19 protein-coding genes are annotated in these 23,598 nt (G+C 70.5%); 4 read left to right on the top strand and 15 right to left on the bottom strand.

Going from position 1 to position 23,598, the window contains the following annotated elements; all coding sequences use genetic code 11:
* Positions 1-200: 200 nt before the first annotated feature.
* From FB453_RS27290 to FB453_RS27280, 3 genes are all read right to left on the bottom strand, one after another.
* Positions 201-794, bottom strand: a complete 594-nt coding sequence (locus FB453_RS27290) for a nucleotidyltransferase family protein (protein ID WP_112583306.1) — start codon at positions 792-794, stop codon at positions 201-203.
* 191 nt (positions 795-985) lie between these two features.
* The gene (locus FB453_RS27285; RefSeq protein WP_145794850.1) at positions 986-1,477 is read right to left on the bottom strand and encodes a hypothetical protein; all 492 of its coding nucleotides are present in this window, start codon (positions 1,475-1,477) and stop codon (positions 986-988) included.
* 92 nt (positions 1,478-1,569) lie between these two features.
* On the bottom strand, positions 1,570-3,279 hold the full coding sequence (locus tag FB453_RS27280) for a bifunctional 3'-5' exonuclease/DNA polymerase (protein ID WP_145794848.1): 1,710 nt from the start codon (positions 3,277-3,279) through the stop codon (positions 1,570-1,572).
* A 120-nt stretch (positions 3,280-3,399) separates the two neighbouring features.
* Between FB453_RS27280 and FB453_RS27275 the strand changes: the two genes are divergently transcribed.
* Both FB453_RS27275 and FB453_RS27270 read left to right on the top strand, forming a co-directional pair.
* Positions 3,400-5,106 (top strand): ABC transporter ATP-binding protein, encoded by a 1,707-nt coding sequence (locus FB453_RS27275; protein WP_486480495.1) that lies wholly within the window; start codon positions 3,400-3,402, stop codon positions 5,104-5,106.
* A gap of 50 nt (positions 5,107-5,156) precedes the next feature.
* Positions 5,157-6,848: an ABC transporter ATP-binding protein gene (locus tag FB453_RS27270; protein WP_486480494.1), complete on the top strand. Its 1,692-nt coding sequence runs from the start codon at positions 5,157-5,159 to the stop codon at positions 6,846-6,848.
* A gap of 6 nt (positions 6,849-6,854) precedes the next feature.
* Here FB453_RS27270 and FB453_RS27265 read toward each other — a convergent pair whose 3' ends face one another.
* From FB453_RS27265 to FB453_RS27245, 5 genes are read right to left on the bottom strand one after another with little or no spacing between them, the layout of a single operon-like run.
* Positions 6,855-7,784 carry a carbohydrate ABC transporter permease gene (locus FB453_RS27265; protein ID WP_112582990.1) on the bottom strand — a complete coding sequence of 310 codons (930 nt, stop codon included), beginning with the start codon at positions 7,782-7,784 and terminating at the stop codon, positions 6,855-6,857.
* The gene (locus FB453_RS27260) at positions 7,784-8,692 is read right to left on the bottom strand and encodes a carbohydrate ABC transporter permease (RefSeq protein ID WP_091403976.1); all 909 of its coding nucleotides are present in this window, start codon (positions 8,690-8,692) and stop codon (positions 7,784-7,786) included. Before FB453_RS27260 ends, FB453_RS27265 begins: the two co-directional genes overlap by 1 nt.
* Before the next feature lie 18 nt (positions 8,693-8,710).
* Complete coding sequence (ngcE, locus tag FB453_RS27255) at positions 8,711-10,147, bottom strand: N-acetylglucosamine/diacetylchitobiose ABC transporter substrate-binding protein (RefSeq protein ID WP_112736643.1); 1,437 nt, start codon at positions 10,145-10,147, stop codon at positions 8,711-8,713.
* A 26-nt stretch (positions 10,148-10,173) separates the two neighbouring features.
* Positions 10,174-10,923 carry a sugar isomerase domain-containing protein gene (locus FB453_RS27250; protein ID WP_091403970.1) on the bottom strand — a complete coding sequence of 250 codons (750 nt, stop codon included), beginning with the start codon at positions 10,921-10,923 and terminating at the stop codon, positions 10,174-10,176.
* Complete coding sequence (locus tag FB453_RS27245) at positions 10,920-11,873, bottom strand: MurR/RpiR family transcriptional regulator (RefSeq protein ID WP_145794842.1); 954 nt, start codon at positions 11,871-11,873, stop codon at positions 10,920-10,922. The genes FB453_RS27250 and FB453_RS27245 overlap by 4 nt, the downstream gene beginning before the upstream one ends.
* Before the next feature lie 206 nt (positions 11,874-12,079).
* Here FB453_RS27245 and FB453_RS27240 point away from each other — a divergent pair, with 206 nt between their 5' ends.
* The gene (locus FB453_RS27240) at positions 12,080-13,066 is read left to right on the top strand and encodes a BadF/BadG/BcrA/BcrD ATPase family protein (protein ID WP_145794840.1); all 987 of its coding nucleotides are present in this window, start codon (positions 12,080-12,082) and stop codon (positions 13,064-13,066) included.
* A gap of 1,009 nt (positions 13,067-14,075) precedes the next feature.
* On the opposite strand, the gene FB453_RS27235 is transcribed toward FB453_RS27240, so the two are convergent.
* The 3 genes from FB453_RS27235 to ngcE (FB453_RS27225) all read right to left on the bottom strand — a co-directional run bounded on the left by FB453_RS27235 (position 14,076) and on the right by ngcE (FB453_RS27225) (position 17,363).
* Positions 14,076-14,981, bottom strand: a complete 906-nt coding sequence (locus FB453_RS27235) for a carbohydrate ABC transporter permease (RefSeq protein WP_145794838.1) — start codon at positions 14,979-14,981, stop codon at positions 14,076-14,078.
* On the bottom strand, positions 14,978-15,886 hold the full coding sequence (locus FB453_RS27230) for a carbohydrate ABC transporter permease (protein WP_145794836.1): 909 nt from the start codon (positions 15,884-15,886) through the stop codon (positions 14,978-14,980). The genes FB453_RS27235 and FB453_RS27230 overlap by 4 nt, the downstream gene beginning before the upstream one ends.
* A gap of 61 nt (positions 15,887-15,947) precedes the next feature.
* Positions 15,948-17,363 (bottom strand): N-acetylglucosamine/diacetylchitobiose ABC transporter substrate-binding protein, encoded by a 1,416-nt coding sequence (gene ngcE / locus FB453_RS27225; RefSeq protein ID WP_145794834.1) that lies wholly within the window; start codon positions 17,361-17,363, stop codon positions 15,948-15,950.
* A 200-nt stretch (positions 17,364-17,563) separates the two neighbouring features.
* Between ngcE (FB453_RS27225) and FB453_RS27220 the strand changes: the two genes are divergently transcribed.
* Positions 17,564-18,964 (top strand): acyltransferase family protein, encoded by a 1,401-nt coding sequence (locus tag FB453_RS27220; protein WP_145794832.1) that lies wholly within the window; start codon positions 17,564-17,566, stop codon positions 18,962-18,964.
* On the opposite strand, the gene FB453_RS27215 is transcribed toward FB453_RS27220, so the two are convergent.
* From FB453_RS27215 to FB453_RS27200, 4 genes are all read right to left on the bottom strand, one after another.
* Positions 18,936-20,423, bottom strand: coding sequence for a CoA-acylating methylmalonate-semialdehyde dehydrogenase (locus FB453_RS27215; RefSeq protein WP_145794830.1), 1,488 nt, complete (start codon positions 20,421-20,423; stop codon positions 18,936-18,938). The genes FB453_RS27220 and FB453_RS27215 overlap by 29 nt on opposite strands.
* Positions 20,420-21,718 (bottom strand): aspartate aminotransferase family protein, encoded by a 1,299-nt coding sequence (locus tag FB453_RS27210; protein ID WP_145794828.1) that lies wholly within the window; start codon positions 21,716-21,718, stop codon positions 20,420-20,422. Before FB453_RS27210 ends, FB453_RS27215 begins: the two co-directional genes overlap by 4 nt.
* 147 nt (positions 21,719-21,865) lie before the next feature.
* Positions 21,866-22,684, bottom strand: coding sequence for a hypothetical protein (locus tag FB453_RS27205; protein ID WP_145794826.1), 819 nt, complete (start codon positions 22,682-22,684; stop codon positions 21,866-21,868).
* A gap of 32 nt (positions 22,685-22,716) precedes the next feature.
* Complete coding sequence (locus FB453_RS27200) at positions 22,717-23,589, bottom strand: hypothetical protein (protein ID WP_145794824.1); 873 nt, start codon at positions 23,587-23,589, stop codon at positions 22,717-22,719.
* Positions 23,590-23,598: the final 9 nt, after the last annotated feature.

Genomic DNA, 23,598 nt, shown 5'->3' with positions numbered 1-23,598 from the left:
GGCAGCGCGCCTCCTGGAATCCGGTGGTGCCGGCTCTGGCCCGGCATGTCGATGTGCTGGTGAGCGGTATACCTCAGAGTCATATTCATACCTCTGAGGTATACCGCTCACTACCGCGTCCGCCCCGACGGAGGCGACCGACGGTCACCGCCGACCGCCGGGCGGCGCCCACAGCCCCCGCCAGGCCAGGACTTACTCGTCTAGACGCCGACGCGCTGCGGCGGGACCGTGAGCCCGTAGAGCTCCATCAGCTCCGGGGTGTCGATCCGGCTGCCGTCGGCCACCGAGTCGCAGGCTATGTCGACGATCTGGTCCTTGTGCGCCAACAGGTACGGCCGGGCACCCACGTCGGCGCTGGCCAGCGTGGCGATGCCGGGCCAGTGCCGGCGGCCGAACAGCATCGGGTAGCCGCGCAACCCGTCGTAGGTGGCGCAGACCAGCACATCCGGGTACGGCAGCGCGGTCACCCGGCTGACCGCCGTGGCGGTCAGGCCCGGCATGTCGACCGGGACCACCACCACCGCCTCGATCCCCTCGTCGTCCATGGCGGCCAGGCCGGCCCGGATGGACGAGCCGACTCCGGTGCCCCACGCCTTGTTGATCACAACGGTCGCCTTGCCCAGGTCGGCGGCTTCCTGGACCTGCTCGGCGGCAGCGCCCAGAACGACCACGATCTGCTCGCAGCCCGCCTCGGTCATCGTGTCGATCATCTGATTCACCAGGGGCTTGTCACCCTGGTGCAGCAGCGCCTCGGGACCACCGATCCGTCGTCCCCCGCCTGCGGCGATGATCATTCCTGCGATCCGGTTCAGCTGCGCCCCCTCCAGCACGGGACGGACCGTGACCGATCCGTCCCCTCCTACGGACACTGCAACGAGGACGGCCAGCCGGGGGTGGCGGGGCGAAAAGGAGAAATAGCACAACCGTTACACGCCCGGCATCTCCCGGCACGAGCACCGGAAGATCACCGAGAAGAGTGCGGCGATCAACCCGCCTCTGCGGACAACGCGACCGCGGTGCCGCCCCAACGCCGAGGCAACCATCGCGCCACCCAGCCGAGCCCGCGCGCGGTCAGCGCATACAGGACCACCGGAGCAACGATGAGCAGCACGGCGACTCCGGCGACCAGAGGCACGTAGCCGGCGGACACCCCGCTGGCAATCGCCCCGGCCACGGCGTACCCGGCGGCCAGGACGACCGCGACGAGCCCGGACAGCGCCACCACCGGGCCGGTCCCCCGATGCCGACCGACGGCCTCCGCGACCGCCACAGCCGGCAGGAAGAGCAGCGGAATCAGGACCACGCCGAGCACCGCGGCGATCAACACGAATATCGGCCCGGCCAGCGGACCACCCACCCCGGAGCCGGTGGCCAGCGCGTACGCCAGCAGACCGAGGTAGCCCACGACCGACTCGCAGACCAGGACCAGGCAGGCGGCGGCCATCCCCACCAGATGACGGACGACTCCGACGACCATGGCGCAGCCTCCCATCCCGACGCCGACGACCCGGAGAAGACTAACCGGGGCGCCGCCCCGAGGTGTGCCCCTGCCCGAGTACGGCCCGCAGGTCAGGCCGCGTCGGCGTAACAGTCGACGATGGACAGGTCCAGTGGGAACCGGACCGGCGTCGCACCGAAGAGCAGCGCGGACGCGCGCTCGCCGCAACGGTTGACAGCCTCGGCGACCGCCTCCGCCTGATCGGCCGGCGCGTGCACGACCACCTCGTCGTGCTGGAAGAAGACCAGCTCGGCGTCGGTGCCGGACAACTCCGTCCGCAGCGTGGCCAGCAAGGTGGAGGCCCACTCCGCCGCCGTGGCCTGGATGACGAAGTTGCGGGTGAAGCGCCCCCGGGACCGGGCGGCACGCGCCCGCGGACTGTGCGGGTCACCCGCCGCCTCCGGATCGGAGGGCTCGTCGTCGAGATCACCGAACCCGGCCGAGCCGGGCGGACACGTCCGCCCCAGCCACGACCGCACCAGCCCGCCGTTCTCACCGGTACGCGCCGCCGCCTCGACGTACCCGAACGCCGTCGGGTAGCTGCGCTTCAGCACCGCCAACGCGGGCACCGCGGCCCCGCCGGTCTGCCCGTACATCGCGCCGAGCAGGGCCACCTTGGCCTTGGCCCGGTCACCGCCGAACGAGTCCCGGGCCAGGGCCGCGTAGAGGTCGCCGGCAGCCCCCGCCGTCGCCAACCGCGCGTCGCCGGAGACCGCGGCCAGCACCCGAGGCTCCAACTGGCCGGCGTCGGCGACCACCAACCGCCAGCCCGGATCGGCCACCACCGCCCGCCGGATCACCTTGGGGATCTGCAACGCGCCACCACCCCGGGTGGCCCACCGGCCGGAGACGACACCAGCCGGCACGTACTCCGCTTGGAACCGGCCGCCCCGCACCCACTGATCGAGCCAGGCCCAGCCGTGCGCCGTCCAGATCCGGTAGAGCTCCTTGTATTCCAGCACCAGCGGCACCGCCGGATGGTCCACCCCGCGCAGCACCCAGGCCCGGGTGTTGGGCAGCTCCACCCCGACCCGGGCGAACGCCTTCAGCAGCTCCGCCGGGGAATCGGTGTGCAGGCCGCGTACGCCGAGCGCGTCGGCGATCCGGGCGGCCAACTCGGCGAGTCGGCGTGGCGGACCACCGACCGGGGACGCCTCGCCGAGCAGCTCGTGCAGGATCTCGTTGTGCACGTCGGCGCGCCAGGGCAGCCCGGCGGCGCCCATCTCCGCCGCGATCAGCGCGCCGGCCGACTCGGCGGCCACCAGCAACCGGAACCGACCGGGGTGCTCGGTCGCGGCGACACGGGTGAGCTGGTCGGCGTACACCTGGGTCAGTGCCTCGATGCCCGGGCCCGGCGGACCGGGCACTGTGTCGAAGAGCGCGCCCTGCCCGTGCCCGGGCGGTGCGGCGGCGCGCGGCGGCGGGTCGGGCGGGACCGCCGCGCCAGTCAGCCGGGCCCAGGCGGCGGCCAGCGAGCGGGGCTCGCCCCAGCGGCCGGCGTGCCCGAGCAGCAACGCCTCGGTCAACTCCACGTCGTGACACCGATCGACCCGGACGCCGGCGCGCAGCAGCGGCGGGTAGACCGCCGTGGCGGTCGACCAGACCCAGCGCGGGTGCTCGGCTGCCTCGCGGGCGGCGACCGCAGCGACCAGATCGGTGACGACCTCGGGCGGGCCGGTCGGCCGGCCGGTGGCGTCCAGCGCGCACAGCACTCCCCCACCCCGCTCGTCGGACACCACCGCCACCAGCACGAACGTGATTCTGCCTCTCCCGTCCGACAGAAACGGAGGCGCACCTCACCATGATCGGGTCGGTGGGGTGTCGGGGCCGGTCGGTAGCGTGGCCGGGTGCCTCCGCAGATCCCGCATCCCGATCCTGGCACTCCCGACGCTCGCGGTCCGATGCGCTACCTGTGGTGGCTGGTCCGCTGCCAACCCTGGCGGGTGCTGCGCGGCAGCCTGATCGGCACGGCCTGGATGATCGGGCTCTCGGCCCGGCCCTACCTGATCGCCCGCGCCGTCGACGACGGGCTGCGCGAACGCGACACCCGGGCCCTGGCGCTCTGGGTCGCGGCGATCGTCGTCGCGGGCGTGGCCCTGTCCTACCTGGGCATCATGCGGCACCGCACGATGACCTTCATCCGGGAGGACGCCAAAGCCCGCTCGGCGGAGGTTCTGCTGCGCCACCTGTCCCGCATCGGCGCGGTGCTGCCCCGCCGGGTCGGGGCGGGCGAGGTGTCCACCATCGGCGGCTCCGACATCGACTGGACGGCGCAGGTGCTGACGCTGACCGGGCCGGGCGTCGGCGCGGTCGTCGCGTACGGGGTGATCGCCGTGGTGCTCTGGTCGATCTCCCCGATGCTCGCGCTCTGCGTGCTGGTGGGGGTGCCGGTCGTCGGCCTGATCGTGGGGCCGCTGCTGCGCCGCCTGGAGCAGGTCGAATCGGTCTACCGACGGCAACAGGGCGCGCTCACCGCCCGATCCGGTGACATCGTGGCCGGGCTGCGGGTGCTCGCCGGGGTGGGCGGCCGGGACCTGTTCTCCCGGCGGTACGCGGCCCGGTCCCAGGAGCTACGCGCCGAGGGCTACCGGGTCGGCGCGGTCAACAGCTGGATCGACGCGGCGACGGTCGCCATCCCCGGGTTGTTCCTGGCGGCGGTGGTGTGGCTGACCGCCCGGATGGCGGTGACCGGTGACGTCACGATCGGCGAGTTGGTCGCCGTCTACGGCTACGTGGCAACCCTGATCGTGCCCGTCTGGTTTCTGCTGGAGGGCAGTTACCAGCTCATCCGCGGTCGGGTCGCCGCCCGACGGATCGCCGACCTGCTCAACGTGACACCGGACGACGTCGGTGGCCCGGGCCGCCGGTGGCCGGGCGACGTGCCCGAGGCACGCCGGCCGGGCAACCTGACCGCGCCGGCCGGCCCGGCCGACCTGCACGACCCGGTGACCGGCCTGACCGTGCGCGCCGGCCAACTGACCGGGGTGGCGGCGGACGACCCGGCGGCGGCCGTGGCGTTGGCCGATCGGCTCGGCCGCTACGTCGCCAGCGACGTCACCTGGGGCGGCGTGCCGCTGCGCGAGGTCGCCCTGGACAAGGTCCGCGCGCGGATCCTCGTCGCCGACCACGACTCGTACCTCTTCGCCGGCACGCTGCGCGACATCCTGCGCGCCGGGGCCGACGACGATGACGAACGGATCGGGGCGGCCCTGCGGACCGCCTCGGCGCAGGACGTCGTCGACGCCCTGCCCGCCGGGCTGGACACCCCGATCGACGCCCGAGCCCGGACGCTCTCCGGCGGTCAACGCCAACGGCTCCGCCTGGCCCGGGCGCTGAGCAGCGAACCGGAGGTGCTGATCCTCGTCGACCCGACGTCGGCGGTGGACGCGCACACCGAGGCGCGGATCGCCGAGCGGCTGCGGGCCGCGCGGGCCGGGCGGACCACAGTGGTGATCGCCACGTCGCCGCTGCTGCTTGGCCGGGCCGACCTGGTCGCGCTTCTGAGCGCCGGCCGGATCACCGCCACCGGCAGCCACGCCGACCTGCTCGACAACGACCCGGCCTACCGACACCTGGTGGCCCGCGGCAGCGAGGAGGCGTACCGGTGAGCCGGCTGCCGGTCGCCGACCGCCGCACCGTACGCCGGGCCCTGCGGGACATGATCAGCCGGCACCGGCGCGCCGTCGGGGTCGTGCTGGCGCTGCACAGCGCCGCCGCGGTCGTCGGGCTCGCCCCTCCGTGGCTGCTGGGCACCATCGTCGACCGGGTCACCGCGGGCGCAGGCGTGGCCACTGTGGACCGGTTGGCACTGGCCATCGCCGGCTGCGTCCTGGTCAGCGCCCTGCTCTCCCGCTACGCCCAGTACGCCGGCCACCGCTTCGGCGAACGGGCCGTCGCCGAGCTACGCGAGGAGTTCGTCTCCCGGACCCTCGGGCTGCCCGTCTCGGTCGTCGAGCGTGCCGGCTCCGGGGACCTGGCCACCCGCAGCTCGGTCGACGTGTCGACGGTCGGCACCACCGTCCGGGACGTGGTGCCCACCATCGTCATCGCCACGGTGCAGTTGACGTTGCTGTTCGGGGCGGTCTTCCTGCTGCACCCGCTGCTCGGGTTGGCCGCGCTCGCCGGGCTCCCGTCGATCGTCGCGGTGACCCGCTGGTACCTGCGCCGAGCCAGCTCCGCGTACCTCACCGAGGGCGCGGCGGCGGCCGAGCTGACCGAGACGCTGACCACCACCGCCGAGGGCGCGCGCACTGTGGAGGCGCTGCGGCTGGCCGACGACCGGATCAAGCACGGCACCACCCGCATCACGATGGTGTGGCGGGCCCGTCGGGCGACCCTCGCACTGCGTACCGTGTTCTTCTCGGTCGTCGAGGCCAGCTACCCGCTTCCTGTCGCCATGGTCCTGCTCGTCGGGGGCTACCTGTTCTCCCGGGACATGGTGTCGCTCGGTGCGGTGGTCGCCGCCGCGCTCTACCTGCAACAGGCGATCGACCCGATGGACCGACTGTTGCAGTGGACCGAGCAGGCGCAACGCGGCTTCGCGTCGTACGCGCGGCTGCTCGGCGTCGGCATGGTCCCGCCCGAACCACCCGGCACGACCGCCTCGTCACGGGGCGAGCGACTCGTCGTCCGTGGCGCCCGTTTCTCCTACTCCGACGGGCCGGACGTGCTGCACGGCATCGACCTGGAGGTGCAGCCCGGTGAGCGGCTGGCCGTCGTCGGCCCGTCCGGCGCCGGCAAGTCCACCCTGGCCCGGCTGCTGGCCGGGATCGACGCGCCACGGCACGGCGTCGTCAGCATCGGCGGCTGCCCGGTCACCGACCTCAACCCGGCCGAGCGACGCCGCCGGATCGCCCTGGTCACCCAGGAGCACCACGTCTTCATCGGCTCGGTACGCGACAACCTCTCCTTCGCCGCGCCCGACGCCTCCGACGAACAGATGCGCGCCGCGCTGCTCACCGTGGGCGCCGAGTGGTTTGCCGAGCTGCCCGACGACCTGGACACCCAGCTCGGCGACGGGGCCCGTCAACTCGGTGCGGCCGAGGCCCAACAGCTCGCGCTGGCCCGGTTGGTGCTCGCCGACCCGCACACGCTGATCCTGGACGAGGCGACCGCCGCGCTCGACCCGTCCACCGCCCGCCGGACCGAACGCGCGCTGGCCGCCGTGCTGGTCGGGCGGACCGTCATCGCGATCGCGCACCGGCTCAACACCGCGCACGACGCCGACCGGGTCGCCGTGCTCGCCGACGGACGGATCACCGAGATCGGCAGCCACGACGAGCTGGTCGCGGCCGGCGGGGCGTACGCAGCCCTGTGGCGCTCCTGGCACACCCGTGCCGACGAGCGGTGAGACGCCCTACTTCACCGCACCGGAGGTGAGGCCGGCCTGGATCTGACGCTGGAACACCGCGTACACGATGATCATCGGGAGGATGGCGATGGTCAGCGCGGCGAACAGCCCGGACCAGTCCGCCTCGTAGCCGGCGTTGACGGAGATGTCGGCGATGCCCTGGGTGAGCACCCATTTGTCCTTGGCGTTGGACAGCAGCACCAACGGGAGCTGGTACTGCGCCCACTGGCCGATGATGTTGAAGATCGTCACGCTGATCAGGCCCGGCTTCGCCATCGGCATCATGACCTGGAAGAACAGTCGAGTGTGCCCGCAGCCGTCGATCATCCCCGCCTCGGCCACCGACGACGGCAACGTCTTGAAGAACGCGGCCAGGAAGAACACCGTGAACGGCAAGGAGTACGCGCTGTAGACCAGCACCACGCCGGTGTGGGTGTCCAGCAGACCAAGGTTCTTCACCACGAAGAAGAGCGGCACCAGTGCCAGGAAGACCGGGAAGGCCAGCCCCGAGACGAAGAGGAAGTAGACCGCACGGTTGCCCCAGAACTTGTAGCGGGCCAGCACGTACGCGGCCATCGAGCCGAGCAGCATGGTGAGGAACGTGCTGCACGACACCACGATCACGCTGTTGAGGAAGTACCGCCCGACGTGCGCCTTGGTCCAGGCCCGCCCGAAGTTCTCCCAGCGCAGCTCGGCCGGCAGCGTCCACGGGCTGCTGAAGATCTCGCTGGTGTTCTTGAACGCGGCGAGGAAGGTCCAGAGGATCGGCACGATCACGATCACCGCCCACACGGCGAGCGCGACGTGCCCCAGGCCGGCGAAGAGCTTTACCTCCGAGCGGGGGCCCTTGTGCCCCGACCCGGCGGGGGCGGACGGGTCACCGCTCTTCGGCGGCAGCGCCGCCGGCGTCGGCGGCAGCGTCGACTGCGGATTCATCAGTACTCCACGCTTTCCCGCTTGGTGAGCCGCAGCGTCAGCGCCGCGAACGTGAGGGTGAGGAAGAACAGCGCCACGCCCATCGCCGAGGCGTAGCCGTACTTCGAGTAGACGAACGCGTTGCGGTAGATCTCCATGGCGAGCACCGTGGTGGCGCCGTCCGGGCCGCCACCGTCCACCGAGAGCACCGCCACGATGGCGAACGCGTCGAACGCCGCGATCCCGAGGTACACCCAGGCCACCTGGAGGGTGTCCCACAGCAGCGGCAGGGTGACCCGGAAGAACAGGGTCACCTTCGTCGCCCCGTCCATCTCGGCGGCCTCGTAGATCTCACCGGGGATGGAGGCCATCCCGGCCGAGAAGAGCACCACGTAGAAGCCGACCGCCTGCCAGACCAGCACCGCGATGATCGACCAGAGGGCCAGGTTCGGCTTGACGAGGAAGAGGATCGGCTCGATGCCGAACTTCATCAACACGCCGTTGATCAGGCCGGACTCGTTCGGCCGGTACACCATCTGGAACAACACCGCGATGATGGCCACCGCCAGGACCTGGGGGAAGAAGAACACCACCCGGTAGAACTTCGCCCCCCAGACCCCCTGGCGTTGACCACCGCTGCTCTTGCCGCCCACGTTGAGTAGGAAGGCGAAGAACAGGGCGATGGCAATGGTGATCAGCGGCAGGGCAAGCAGCAGTACGCCGTGGTGCTGGACCGCCTTCCAGAAGGCCCCGTCGTCGAGCAACCTCCGGTAGTTGTCGAAGCCCACCCACTGCGGGGCCGACAGCCCCCGCCAGTTGGTCATCGAGATCTGGAACGCCTGCGCGTATGGCCAGATCACGAATGTCACGTACAGCGCGACCGGGGCGAACAGGAACCCGATCACGAATGGATACTTGCCGTGCCGCATGACCCTAGCTCCGATCGATCAGCGCTTGAACTTGGTGACGGAGCTGTCCTTCTTGATGGCGTCGGCGCGCTTCTGGATCCGCTCCACGAAGGCGTCCGCGTTGATCCGGCCGAACATCAGCTCGTTGGTGGCGGTACGCGCCTCCGTGTCGAGCTCCTTGTACCAACCGTCGAAGTACAGGTTGAACACGTCCTGACCGGCCGCCTTGAGCGCCGCCTGCGAGCTGGCCACACCGGGCGGGAAGGCGAAGCCCTCCGAACCGGCGGTGACCACGGTCGGGGCCTTGACCACCTCGGTGAAGCCCTTCGCGCCTGCCTTCGACAGCATCTGACGCATGTACTCCAGCCCGCCCTTGGGGTTCTTGCTCTTCGCCGAGACGAAGTAGCCCTCACCGGCGGTGGCGCGCAGCGCGGTGGCCGGCAGCTTGTCCGAGGCTGTCAGGCTCGGCACCGGCATGAGCTGGTAGTCGAAGCCGGCCGGGGTGTCCTTCTTCTGCTCGCCCTCCAGCCAGTCACCGCTGGGGTACAGGGCCACCTTGTACTGGTTCTGCCGCAGCTGCACGTCGGTGTGCTTGAGGCCCTCGAAGCTCTTGTCGCTGAACTTCGCCCCGACCTCGGCCCACGCGGCGGCCGCCTGCTTCACGGCGTCCTGCTTCCAGGCGCCGTCCTCCAGGTTGTCGATGTTCTTCAGTACGTCCGTGCCGCCGATCTTGGCGGCCTGGGTGAGGATCACGTTCCACTGGTAGTAGGCGGCGTTCGCACCGGCGTAGCCGTACGGGGTGATGCCCTTGGCCTTGATGTTCGTGAGCAGAGTGATGAACTCTTCCCAGGTCTTCGCCGGCGCCCAGCCGTTGTCCTTGAACAGCTTCGCGGAGTACCAGATACCGAAGACCGTCGAGACGTAGTACAGGACGTACGGCTTGCCGTTGAACGAACCCGCCTCGATGGTGCCGGGGACCACCGTGTCGCGGACCTTCTTGGCCGGGTCGTCGACCGATGGCGCGTCCCACAGCTCGGTGAGGTCCTGGAGCTGACCGTCCGCGACGAGCGCGCCGAAGTCCATCAGCTTCTCGCCCGAGTTGTTCACGAACTCCGGCGGGTTACCGGAGGCGAACCGCGGCTGGAGCACGGTGGAGACAGCCTGGGTGGCCTGGTGCTTGACCTCGGCCTTGGGGAACGCCGTCTTGTACAGCGGCTCGTGCACGTCGGTGGCGTACTTCTCGCCGTAGCCACCGTTGAAGATGACCACCTCGATCGCGGCGTCCTCCTTGACGCCCAGCGGGTTCTTCTCGCTCTTGGTGCCGCCGGCGACCTGCTCGTTGTCACCGTCGCTGCCGCTGGTGGCGCAGGCGCCGAGCAGGCCGATGGCCGGAGTGGCGAGCATGCCCACGGCGGCGGCGCGACGCAGCACCGTGCGACGGTCGAGTGCGGCCGGGTGTTCGGGGGTAATCGACATCGTCGTGTCTCCTTGTGGAATTCGGGTCATGCGGTACGCCGGAGACGTCCGGCGTACCGCGACTCGAGGGCGAGGTTGTGCTCGTCCCCGCCGGGGACGTTGGCGGAGAGGTAGATAGGGGGTACCTCCCCGGCCTGGTGGAACCGTCGTACGACCTCCGCGGTCAGCAACTGCGCCAGCAGCGCCGTGGTGACCGAGGAGACCGCACAGACCGCGCCGCCGCCCTCGAGCGGCAGCAGTGCATCGCCGTACGGCGCGCCATTGTCCAGCACGACGTCGGCGAGGTCGGCGAGCCGGTGCCCGGACGGGTGCCGTGGGGCGACCCGCGCGGTGTGCTCGACCGAGGTGACCGCGATCAACGGGTGACCGCGCTCGGTGACCAGCGCCGCCAGCTCGACCACCGAGCCGTTGATGCCGGATTGGGACGCCACCACGAACACGTCGCGCGGCTGGGGTGCCGCGAGCGCGTAGATCTGGTGGGCGATAGAGGGATCACGTTCCAGCTTGGGGTCGGCGAGCACGTCACGCGGGGCGTCACCGTGCATCACCAGGTCCCGTACCGAGAGCCGGTTGGTGGGGACCAACCCGCCGGCCCGGGCGACCAACTCGGCGGCGAACGCCTCCGAGTGCCCGGCGCCGAACGCCTGGAGCACGCCGCCGTCGCGCAGGCTGTCGGCGATCAGGTCGGCGGCCCGGGTGATCCCGTCGGCCTCCGAGTCGAGCAGCCGGTCGAGCACCGGGCGGACGGCGTCCGCATACCCCTGGGCGCTGATCATGACGGGACCCCTTTCGCTGCCTTGTGCCCGTCGACGGCCTGCGCTGTCCGCCGGAAGGCCGCGTGCGCGCGGTCGTGCGTGCGTTGGGCGACGGCGATGTAGAGCAGGTCGAGCACCACCAGTTGGGGGTGCCGGGCGGAGAGCGCGTCCGGCCGGAAGGTGGTGGCCTGGCTGGCCGTGAGCAGCACGATGTCGGCCAGCTCGGCCAACGGGGAGCGGGGGAAGCCGGTGAGCGCGAGCGTGGTGGCGCCCCGGCTGCCCGCCTCGGCGAGCATCTCGATCGTCTCCCGGGTCTGCCCGGTGTGCGAGATGCCGAGCGCCACGTCTCCCGATCGCAGCAACGCGGCGCTGGCCAGCCCCTCGTGCACGTCGTTCCACGCCCACGCCGCCACACCGATGCGGTGCAGGCTGAACTGCATCTCCTCACCGACCAGGGCGCTGCCGCTGGCACCGAAGATGTTCACCCTGCTGGCGCCGGCGATCGCCACCGCGGCCCGCTCCACCTCGGTGAGGTCGAGCAGGGTGGCGGTGTCGTGCATGGCCCGGGTGTCCGCGGCCATGATCTGGTCGAGCACCCGGGCGAGCGGGTCGCTCGGCTGGATCTCCCGTCCGATGTCGACGGTCCACCCGGCCGAGCGGGCCCGGCCGGTCTCGGAGGCGATGCCCAGTCGCAGGTCGGCGTACCCCTCGAAGCCCATCGCCCGGCAGAAGCGGGTGATGGTCGCTGGCGAGGTGCCACTGCGCTCGGCCAGCTCGACGATTGTCGCGCGGGCGGCGGCCTCGGGGTCACTGAGCACGTGCTCGGCAACCCGGCGCAGGGCTCCGGTCAACTCGCCGAGCCCGTTGCGGACGCGGGCCAGCACCCCGTCGGAGGCGGAACTCCGTCGCTCGATCACGTTGGCGTCGACCACCGCGGTCCCCGCGGCGGTGTCCACCTCGTGATCAACCATGAGACGCCTCAGCTTTCCGAAAAGACTGTTAACTGTTAGTGGTAAAAGTTCTTACTAACCGACCCTCTGTGTCAAGACTGTGGGCGAAGTTTTCAAACTGTTACCTGGCGCACAGGCCTCCACGCCTGCCACAACTTGCCCCGCACGACCCCGCCGACCAGCATGAACAAGCCAGATCGCCGTTCCGCGCAAGGAGACTCGTGCCGATGTCCGACAGCGTCGTGGTGGGTCTCGATATCGGCGGTACGTCCACCCGGGCGACCGTCCTCACCCTCACCGGGCAACGCGTCGGCACCGGCCGCGCCGGCGGTGGCAACCCCACCAGTCACGGCGCCGAGCGCGCCGCCGCCGAACTGCTGACCGCGCTCCGCGAGGCGCTCGCCGACGTCGACCCGACGCGGGCGGCCGCCGGCACCATCGGGCTCGCCGGAGCCGGCCGGCTGCTCGCCGACCCGGCCGGGCGGGCCGCCTTCGACCAGGCCTGGCACGACGCCGGCCTGCGCTGCCCGTACGAGGTGCACGGCGACGCCCTGGTCGCGTACGCCTCCGGCACCGCCGCCCCGGACGGAACCATCCTCATCGCCGGCACCGGGGCGATCACCGCCCAGGTCCACGAGCTGCGGCTCGACCGGATCGCCGACGGCCACGGCTGGCTCCTCGGCGACGCCGGCTCGGGCTTCTGGCTCGGTCGGGAAGCCGTGCGCCGGCTGCTAGCCGACCTCGACGCCGGCCGTGCGCTTGGTGCACTGACCACGACCGTGCTCACCGAAATACTGGGCAGCGCCGACATCGCCGCCCGACCCCGGGACACCGTCGACACCACCATCCAGACGGTGACCCGTCGACCCCCGATCGAGCTGGCCCGGCTCGCGCCGCTGGTCGTCGACGCCGCCACCCACGGCGACCCGGTCGCCACCGCGCTGATCACCGAAGCCGCCGGGCACCTCACCGAGAGCGTGAGCCGCATCCGCCCCGCCTGGGCGGTGACACCGATCGTGCTCGGCGGCGGCCTGCTCACCGCGGACACCCCGCTCGCCGCCGCCGTCCGGGCCGAGATCACGCGACACTGGCCGGACGCGCCACTGCGTACCGCCGGCGACGGTGCCGCCGCCGCAGCCTGGCTCGCCGCCCGCGGCCTGCCCGAGGTCACCGACCCGACAGCCCTCCACGCCCGCCTCTTCCCCACCCCCTGACCGCCCGCGCCGAACCGTCCCCGCACGCTGATGATCGCGCTCGATCCAGGAGTGGTGCCCTCGCCGCGACGAGGAGATTGCTTCCAGGATTGAGCGCGATCACAGCCTGGCAGGACCGGCGCGTCGTGTAGCGCGAATGAGATCTGAAACGGTCCATACCTGCTACAGCTCGACCGGCGGGTGTAGCAGATGATCGACCTGGACGCCTGTCCGACCACTCAGCTTCGACCTTGCCGTGCACACATCGCGCTCGGCGCCCCCTCCGGGCTGCCTCAGTCGACGACCTGCCACCCGGCTCCGGCCGCAGCGACAGGCGCTGCGGCCGGCGGGCCACTCGACGACCAGGCCGATGTGAGCATTAACGTGGAATTTTGACCCCGCACGAACGCGCCCAAAAGTGCGAGCTGTTGGTGACAGATCCAAGAGAGCGCCCAACGCAGCGCCGACGGGAGTCAATAGGAGACAACTGCCTTCAGGCGGCTAGTTTCCAGGGGCTTACTTTACTCAACTTCGACGAGAGCACGCACTGCCCAGTCACCAGAAGCACAATGCGCCGTCGAGATGCCCGACGTCTTCCAGGCGCCGTTCGAATAGTAATTGCGGCCAGTTCCGGCGTCGCACTCGACCCGAGCTCGGAACCGCTTCGAGTTCAAGCAGTGCGCCTCACTGTAGGTACTGTAAAGCCAGGTCGAGCAGGTACCGGCGGCAGCTACCTGAACCCGTTCAGCGGAGCGGGATGCTGCGGACTCCGCCGCCTGAGATGGACTCGCGAACACTAGAGCGGTAGCCAGTGTGAGTCCTACGGTAATGCCAGCCATCGAGATTCTGCGGTTCAACTCATGCCTCCCGTGGTGCCGATCCGACAGTGGATTGAGCCTAACATGCATGATCGACGATCGGAACCCCGGAAAACGGTACAGGGATAGCTCCTCGACATTCTCTGAAACAGTAACTCGTCGCCCATTCCTGTATCGGTCACCGAGAAAGAGACCGCAGCATTCCCCGAGCGTTACTTGAGCTGGCCCGCGGTGAGTCCCGCCTGCACCTGGCGCTGGAAGCCCACGTAGACCGCGAGCACCGGTAGCACCGCGATGCTCAGCCCGGCGAAGAGCCGGGCGTAGTCGCCTGCGTAGCCCTGGCTGACTGACAGGGCGAAGAGCCCCTGGGCGAGCACCCACTTGGACTCGTCGCCCTGCATCAACACCTGCGGTAACAGGAACTGGTTCCAGTGGCTGAGGAAGTTGAAGATCGCCACGCTGATCAGCCCCGGGCGCGCCATCGGCAGCATCACCCGGAAGAACAGGCGGAAGTGACCGCAGCCGTCGACCATCGCGGCCTCCGCCACCGACGTCGGCAGGGTCCGGAAGAACGCGGTCAGGAAGAACACAGTGAACGGCAGCGAGTAGGCCGCGTACACGAGGATCAGCCCGAGCCAGGTGCCGAAGAGGCCGGCGTTACGGACCACGAAGAAGAGCGGCACCAGGGCGAGGAACACAGGGAACATCAGCCCGCCCACGAACAGGTAGTAGACAAACTGGCGGCCGAGGAACTCGTACCGGGCGAAGACGTACGCGGCGGTGGCGCCCATCAGCATGGTGAGGCTGACCGAGCCGGCCACCACCACCAGGCTGTTGAGGAAGTACCGGCCGATGTGCGCGCCGGTCCAGGCCCGCGCCCAGTTGTCCCAGTGCAGCGCCCCAGGCAGCCCCCACGGATCGGCCAGGATCTCGCCGTTGGTCTTGAACGAGCTGATGAACATCCACAGCAGCGGCAGCACGGTGAGCAGGGCCCAGAGCAGCAGGAAGCCGTGCGAGAAGACATTGGCCACGCCAAGTTCCCGGCGGAGGGAACGGTCCCCGCCGGGGGCCGGCGTCGGCGCGGCGGCGGCGGGAACGGGCTTGTCCAGTGTGGTCACGAGTACTCGATCCGATCGCGCCGGCCGACCCGCAGCGACAGCACCGCCACCGATAGGGTCAGGAAGAACATCACCACGCCGATGGCGGAGGCGTAGCCGAACTTGGTCTCGCTGCCGAAGGCGGTGTCGTACATCCGCACGCCGATCACGTCGGTGGAGAAGTTCGGCCCACCGTTGGTCATCAGCTGCACGAGGACGAACCCGTCCAGGGCGAAGATGGCCAGGTAGACCCAGGCCACCTGGACGGTGTCCCAGAGCAGCGGCAGGGTGACCCGTCGTAACGTGGTGAACCGGGACGCGCCGTCGAGCAGCACCGCCTCGTAGATCTCCTTTGGCACGGCCGACATCGCCGCGCCGAACAGCACCACGTAGAAGCCGACGTTGCTCCACACCATCACCGCCAGCACACACCAGAAGGCGGTCGCCGGGTCGCCGAGCCAGGTCGGCGCGGGCAGGCCGAGGGCATGCAGCGCGGCGGTGAGTAGCCCCTGATTCGGGTGGTAGACCTCCTTCCACAGCAGCGCGATGATCACCACTGAAAGCACCTGCGGGAAGAAGTACACGGTGCGGTAGAGCGCGCCGCCGCGTACCCCGGTCACCCCGGCGCGGCCCTTGCGCCCGCCCATGGCGAGCATGGTGGCGAAGAAGAGCCCTAGCGCGATGGTCAGCACCGGCACCACGGCCAGCAGGACAGCGTTGTTCTGCAGCGCGTTCCAGACATAGTCGTCGCGCCACAGGGACTTGAAGTTCGCCAGCCCGATCGGATTGGCGTCGGCCGAGTAGCCGAGCCAGTCGGTGGTGGAGATCTGGAAAGCCTGCAGGTATGGCGACACGACGAAGACGACGTACAGCAGCACCGGCGGCACCAGGAAAGTGACGATCAGCGGCCACTTGCCATGTTTCACGATGAGGACCTCTCCCGGGGTACGGCCGGTGAGGGCGGGTCCACCCCCACCGGCCGGGCTGTCAGACCGCTCGCCTGTACTTTTTGATCGAGCTGTCCTGGGCGATCGAGTCCGCGCCCTTCTGGCACTGGTCGAGGAAGTCCGCAGGACCGATCCGACCGCTGAAGAACTCGCCGCACGCGGCGTCGACGAGGGGCTTCTCCAGCTTCCGGTAGTAGTTGTTGTAGACCCAGTTGAAGCCGTTGGCGCCGGACGCCTCCAGTGCCTTGACCACTGTGTTCAGCCCGTGCGGTAGTTCGATGCCATCGCTGGCCCCGGCCACCACGGTGAGGCTGGCAACCTTCCGGGTGAAGTCCTGCGCGCCCTTCTTGGAGAGCATGGTCCGGAAGTACTCCAGGCCGCCGGCGACGTTGCGGGCCTTGGCCGGGATCATGAACGGCTCGCCGGCGGTACCCCGGATCGCCTCGAACGGCAGCTTGTCACCGCTGCCCAGGCTGGGGGTCGGCGCGATGGTCATGTTGAATCCGGCCGGGGTGACGGCCTTCTGCTCGCTCTCCAGCCAGGAGCCGCAGGAGATGAACGCGGCCTTGCCCTGGCACCAGGCGGTCTGCGCCTGCTTGTGGTCGAGGCCGGGCGAACCTTCCAGGATGTACTTGTCCTTGACGATCTGGTACCAGGCTTCGGCCGCGGCCTTCATCGAGTCGGACTTCCAGGCGTTCGGCTCCAGGTTGTCGAGCGCAGTGGCCACCGACGGGCCGCCGAGCTTGATCGCGGTGGAGATCAGCGGCCAGCTCATGTAGCGCGGGTGGATGCCGGCGTACGTCCAGGGGGCGATGCCGGCGGCCTTGATCTGCTTGCAGAGCGCGATGTGCTCGTCCCAGGTCTTGGCGTACTCCCAGGTGCGTTCGGTGAACAGCTTGTTGGAGTACCAGATGCCGTACGCGGTGTAGGTGTAGTTCATCACCAGGAACGTGCCGTCGTAAGAGCCGATCTCGACCGCGCCGGGCAGCAAAGTGTCCCTGACCGTCTTGCCGGGGACGTCGAGGCTCGGGGCGTCGAGCAGCTCACCGAGGTCCGCGAGGGCGTTCTGGCTCACCAGGCCGTTGAAGTCGATCTGGCCGGTCCCGGAGTTGTTGACGACGTCCGGCGGGGTGCCGTCGACGAAGCGAGGCTGGAGGGTCTTGCTGATCTCCTGGGTGGCGGAGTGCTTGATCTTCGCCTTCGGGTACTTCTCGGTGTACATGGCCTCGTGGGCCTTGGCGTACTCCTCGCCGAACCCGCCGCCGAAGATGACCACCTCGAGCGGGGCGTCTTCCTTGACGCCGAGCGGGTTCTGCTCGCTCTTGGTGCCCTTGTAGGCGGCGTTGTCGTCGTTGTCGTCGCCGCCGCCGGTGGCGCAGCCGGCCAGCAGGCCGGCGGCGGGGGTGGCCAGCAGGCTGGCGGCGGCGCTGCGCCGCAGGATGTCACGCCTGTTCATGGTGTCTCCTCGGGTCGGGTCGGGCGAACGCCGGGTGATGGGGGTGGCGTCCGTCGCACGAGGCGCAGGGGATGTGTTGCTTGTCTTCATTAGCCATTACGTCGCTGAAGAATTTCTACGGCAGCGACGCCTGGACTTCAACCCCCGGCAGCCGAACCGTTATCACCACCGGCCAGCCCCGGGTCGCATAGCCTGGGGCGATGCGCCGCCTGCGCGAGCTCGCCGAGCGCACCCCGGCCGGCCGGGAGCGGTACGTCGACCTGCTCCGCGCGCTCGCCATCACCATGGTCGTTCTCGGACACTGGAGCGTCACGGTGATCGGCCGCGACCCCGGCGGGCAGGCCACCGGGCGCTCCGCGCTCGGCGAGCTGCGCTGGGCGTACCCGCTGACCTGGCTGGCCCAGGTGATGCCGGTCTTCTTCCTGGTCGGGGGGTACGCCAACGCGGCCTCGCTGACCCGGCTGCGGGCTCGCGGCGGCAACGCCGCCGGCTGGCTGATCGACCGCAGCGCCCGCCTGGTCCGCCCCACCAGCACGCTGCTGCTGGTGCTCACCGCCGCGGCGGCGGTCGCCTGGCTGCTCGGGGCCGACCCGATCCAGATCCGCGAGGTCTTCTGGTTCGCCACCATTCCGCTCTGGTTCCTGGTCGCCTACCTGGCGGCGGTCGTGCTCACCCCACCGATGTACGCGCTGCACCGCCGCCTCGGCCTGGCCGTGCCGCTGGCGCTCGTCGCAGTGGTCGGCCTCGGCGACCTCGGCCGGCTGAGCGGACCGGAGGAGCTGAGCTACGGCAACTACCTGTTCGGTTGGCTGGCCGTCCACCAGCTCGGCTTCGCCTGGCACGACGCCCGCGCCACGCCGCCACCTGCCGAGACCGACGCTGCCGGGCCGTCGACTCCCGACCGTCCGGGGGTACGCCGACGGCGGCTGCCCACCTCCCGCCGGGCCGGCCTGGTCTTTCTGGCGGGCGGGCTGGGCGCGGTGCTGCTGCTCACAGTGCTCGGCCCCTGGCCGGTGGCCATGCTCAAGGTGCCCGACGAGCGGCTCGACAACGCCGCGCCGCCCAGCCTCGCGTTGCTGGCCGTCGCCGCCGGTCAGCTCGGTCTGATCCTGCTGCTGCGCGCCCCGGCGGAGCGGCTGCTGCGCCGCAGCCGGCCGTGGCAGCTGGTGATCGGTGTCAACCTGGTGGTGCTGACCGTCTTCCTCTGGCACCTGACCGCCGCGATCCTGCTGATCGGGTTGCTCGACGCGGTCGGGACGCTGCCCACCCCGGCGGTCGACACGGCCGCCTGGTGGGCCTGGCGGGTGCCCTGGTTGCTGCTGCTCAGCGTCGTCCTGGTGGTGCTGGTCGCCATCTTCGGCCCGGTGGAGGCGCGCAGCGGCCGGCACCGCACCGGGCGGCGGACCGGCCGGGGCACCCCGGCCCGGTCGGCGTTGGCGGTGGCCGGCTACGCCGCCGTGGTGGCCGCGCTGCTGGTCAACAGCACCGCACCGCAGCAGGCCCCGGAGCCGCTCGGCACGCCCGTCCCGGCGCTGGTGGCGTACCTGGCCGGGGCGGGCGTGCTGCGACTGCTCAGGTCTGGGTGGGGAACCCGAGATTGACCCCGCCGTGGCGCGGATCCAACCAGCGGCTGGTGACGACCTTGCCCCGGGTGAAGAAGCGCACCCCGTCCTCGCCGTGGGCGTGCAGGTCACCGAAGAGGGACGACTTCCAGCCACCAAACGAGTGGTACGCCATCGGCACCGGGATGGGCACGTTGATCCCGACCATGCCCACCTCCACCTCGTGCTGGTAGCGCCGGGCCGCCCCGCCGTCGTTGGTGAAGATCGCCGTTCCGTTGCCGTACGGGCTGGCGTTGACCAGGTCCACCGCCTCGTCGTACGAGCCGACCCGGACCACGCTCAGCACCGGCCCGAAGATCTCATCGGTGTAGATCGACATGCCCGGGGTCACCCGGTCGAACAGCGTCGGACCGAGCCAGAAACCGTCCGGGTCGCCGTCCGGCGTCACGTCCCGCCCGTCCACCACCGCCACCGCGCCAGAGTCCACACCAGCGTCCACGTAGGAGCGCACCTTCGCCGCGTGCGCGGCGGTGACCAACGGGCCCATGTCGCAGCCCCGCCGGCCGTCGCCGGTGCGCAGACCGGTCACCCGCGCGGCGATCCGCTCGACCAGCGCGTCCGCCACCGGCTCCACCGCCACCACCACCGAGATGGCCATGCACCGCTCCCCCGCCGAGCCGAACCCGGCGTTGACCGCCGCGTCGGCGGCCAGGTCCAGATCGGCGTCCGGGAGCACCACCATGTGGTTCTTCGCCCCACCGAGCGCCTGTACCCGCTTCCCGGCGGCCGTTGCGCGCTGGTAGACGTACCGGGCGATCGGGGTGGAGCCGACGAACGACACCGCCCGCACCTCCGGGTGCTCCAGCAACGCGTCGACCGCCTCGGAGTCGCCGTTGACCACGTTGAGCACCCCGTCGGGCAGGCCCGCCTCGGCGAACCACTCGGCCAGCAGCAGCGCCGCGCTCGGGTCCTTCTCGCTCGGCTTGAGCACCACCGCGTTACCACAGGCCACCGCCACCGGCACGAACCACAGCGGCACCATCACCGGGAAGTTGAACGGGGAGATCACCGCGACCACCCCGAGCGGCTGCCGGATGGTGTACGAGTCGACCTCGGTGGACACGTTCTCGCTGAACGCGCCGCGCAGCGCCGACGGCAGGCCACACGCGTACTCGATGACCTCCAGGCCGCGCTGCACCTCGCCGGCGGCGTCGGCGAGCACCTTGCCGTGCTCGGCGGTGATCACCTCGGCGAGCCGGTCCCGCCGGGCGTGCACCAACTCCCGGAAGGCGAACAGCACAGCGGACCGCCGGGCCAGCGACGCGTCCCGCCAGGCCCGCGCCGCGCGGGCGGCGGCCTGCACCGCCACGTCGACGTCCGCTGTCGAGGCCAGCTCGACCTCGGCGGTACGCCGACCGGTCGCCGGGTCGAACACGTCACCGCGCCGCTCGGACGTGCCGCCCACCCGCTTGCCGTCGATGAAGTGACCGATGCTCATGCCGCCACCCCCGCCGCCGAACGGACCGCGTCGACGAGGATCGCCAGGCCCTCACGGGCCTCCTCCTCGGTCAGCGTCAACGGTGGGCCCATCCGCAGCACGTTGCCGTGAAGGCCCCCCTTGCCGGTCAGCAGGCCACCGTCCCGGGCGGCCTCGAAGACCCGGTTGGTCAAGGCCGGATCCGGCTCACTGCCGCCCGGTCGGACGAACTCTACGCCGAGCATCAGCCCCTTTCCGCGTACCTCGGCGACGCAGTCGAGCCCGCCCACGGCGGACCGCAGGCCGTCGGCGAGGATCGCGCCGACGCGGGCCGCGTTCGCCTGGAGGTCGTGCGCGATCAGGTAGTCGAGCACCGCGTTGCCGGCCGCCGTGGAGATCGGGTTGCCGCCGAAGGTGGAGAAGCTGATGGCCGGCACCGACTCCAGCACCTCGGCCCGACCGACCACACCGGCCAGGGCGAACCCGTTGCCGATGCCCTTGGCGAAGGTGAGCAGGTCGGGGGTGACGCCGTGCGCCTGGTAACCCCAGAAGTGCTCCCCGGTACGCCCCCAGCCGGTCTGCACCTCGTCGGCGATGAACAGGATGCCGTGCTCGTCGAGGACCTTCTTCCAGCCGGCGAAGAGCCCGTCCGGCGGGTGCACGAAACCGCCCACCCCCTGGATCGGCTCGGCGATGAGCGCGGCCACGTCACCGGCGGTCTGGGTGGCCAACACCTCGCGCAGGTCCTCCACCGCCGCATCGACCTGCTCGTCGACGCTGAGCCGGGCCAGCAGGCCACGCACCCGGTCACCGGAGTGCAGCCAGGCCACCTGGAGCGGGTTGAGGCCGCTGGCCGACCAGTTGCGGTTGCCGGTGACGCCCATCGCCGCGTACGACCGGCCGTGGTAACTGTTGCGCACGGCCAGGATCTGGTGCGAGCGGCGGTGGTTGGTGGCGACCAGCAACGCAGCCTCGTTCGCCTCGGTGCCGGAGTTGGTGAAGAACACCCGGGCGTCCGGGATGCCGGAGCGCTGGGCGATCTTCTCGGCCAGCTCCACCTGTTGACGGATCAGGTAGAGCGTCGAGGTGTGCACGATGCCGGTGGCGAGCTGCCGCTCGACGGCCTCCCGGATCTCCGGGATGTCGTACCCGATCATGTTGGTCAGCACTCCGCCGAAGAAGTCCAGGTAGCTGCGACCCTGCGCGTCGGTGACCCGGCGACCCGAGCCGGACACCAACTCGAGCGGCTCGGCGTAGTACAACGGCATCCAGGACGGGAGCACGGCCCGGTGCCGGGCCAGCAGGTCGTCGGTCATCGTGGCAACCCTTCAGCGGCGTTCGTGGATACCGCACGCTCCCACCGCCGGCCGATGCGAACAACTGTCAGCCTGTAGCGCATGGACGTCCCGACCTGACAGCACGTCAACGATTTCCACGGCCATGACCGGCCTTGACCGCCGATTTCAGCAGCCCTTGCGGGCTGTCTCCACTCGATTCGCAGTATGGCCACCCCAGTGCCCTCGGCGGGCGGCTCGCCGCTCGCGCGTGCGCGACCTGGCGGGGCGCCACGGCAGGTGCAGGGCGGCGGCTACCACCGCGAAGGCCGCCCAGCCGGCGCCCAGCGCCGCGGCCGACGAGACGTCCTGAAGGTAGTGGTACGCGGCGAGGAAACCGACCAGCCCGAGGCTGTTGCGGGCGAAGTGCCGACTGAACTCGACCAACTGCCGGCGGGCCTCGACGGCGACCAGCACCCCCGAGTACGGGAACGTCACCACCATGCCGCGCAGCACGGCGCCGAGCAGCGCGGTGAGGACCGCCCCGACGAAGATCACCACCAGCTTGAGCAACACCGGCAGCCCGTCCGGGCGGGTCTCCGCGACGGCGGCCGCCTCCTCGACGGAAGCCCCACGTTGGCGGGCGCGACGGCGCAGCCACAGGATGGCCGCCAGCCAGAGCACGAGCGTGCCGGCGAGGGCCATCTCGAACGGAATGTCGACGGCCAACAGGCCGGCGCTCAGCGCCACGTAGACGGCGATCCCCGCGACGTCGGCGAGCAGGATCGGCCAACGCCACCGCTGGTGGGTGACCGCCACGGTGACGAAGAAAAGGTTGAGCCCGAGCACGCCGAGCATCTGCGCGCCGTCCACCCGGTACTCGGTGGTGACCAGGGCGAGCGTCATCGGCAGCGGCAGGCTGTAGACCAGCGCGCGGAGCCGGACGGAGCGGATCACGCTGACCGCCCACACCACGGCCGTCACCAGCAGGACCGCGCTCCACGTCATGGCTCACCCGTTCCCGCCCCGATGGGGGGCCGTCAGTCCTGGAAGGTCGCGGCGTTCGCGCAGAGGTCGAACACGCGGGTGAGCCGAGCGACGTCCGTCCGATTGACCGAGAACTGATTCTCGCCGATCTCGCCGTGCGCGGTCATGTGGGCCTCCCAACAGCTCGACCCGTCCCAGAGTGTCAAGTTCACGTGCAGGTGCGGACTCACCACCCCGAGAGGCAGCAGACCCACCCGCGCCCCGGCCGCGCGCTGCTTCTCCACCAGCGCGGACAGGTCGTCGGTCAGCGTGGCGTAGACGAAGACCCTGGTGATCTGGACACCCCTTTGCAGGGCCTCCACGTTGGCCTCCCAGTAGCGCCGGCCGATCTCACTGCGCCACCAGCTCAGCTCCCCGCTCACCCGGGGCATCACGTTGGTCAACCCGTCCAGCCGACGTACGCAGGCGCGGGTTGCGCCGACCAGATCCTCGTCCTCGTCACCGCGCCGGATGATCCGACCGTCGGCGAGCTGCTCGGCCTCCAACCGGAACTGCTCGTAGCGCCGCTGCGCCTCCACCGCGACCCGGGTGCCCGCGTGCTGCTCGGCCGCCTCCCGGATGGCCCCGGCCAACTCCGTGGTGGTGCGGACCAGCCAGGGCGGGCCGTCCAACAGGGTGCGCAGGTGGAAGCGGCGCTCCGCGCGGGCCAGTGAGTCGACCAACAGCGAGATGGTGATGCCCATCAGGCCGGCCAACAGCGACTCCACCCCGGAGGCGGCGTTGCTGAGGTCGAGCACGATGCTGAGGGTGATCGACAGCGTGATGCCGACCAACGCCACCGGATCGGTGTGCGCCACCAGCCGGACGAAACCCGCGGTGGAGCCGCCACTCTGCCGTAACCGCTGACGGGCCACGTCACGGGTCATCAAGATCCC

The sequence above is a fragment of the Micromonospora sp. CNZ322 genome, from assembly GCF_007827755.1.
This window is presented reverse-complemented; position numbering and strand designations above follow the sequence as displayed.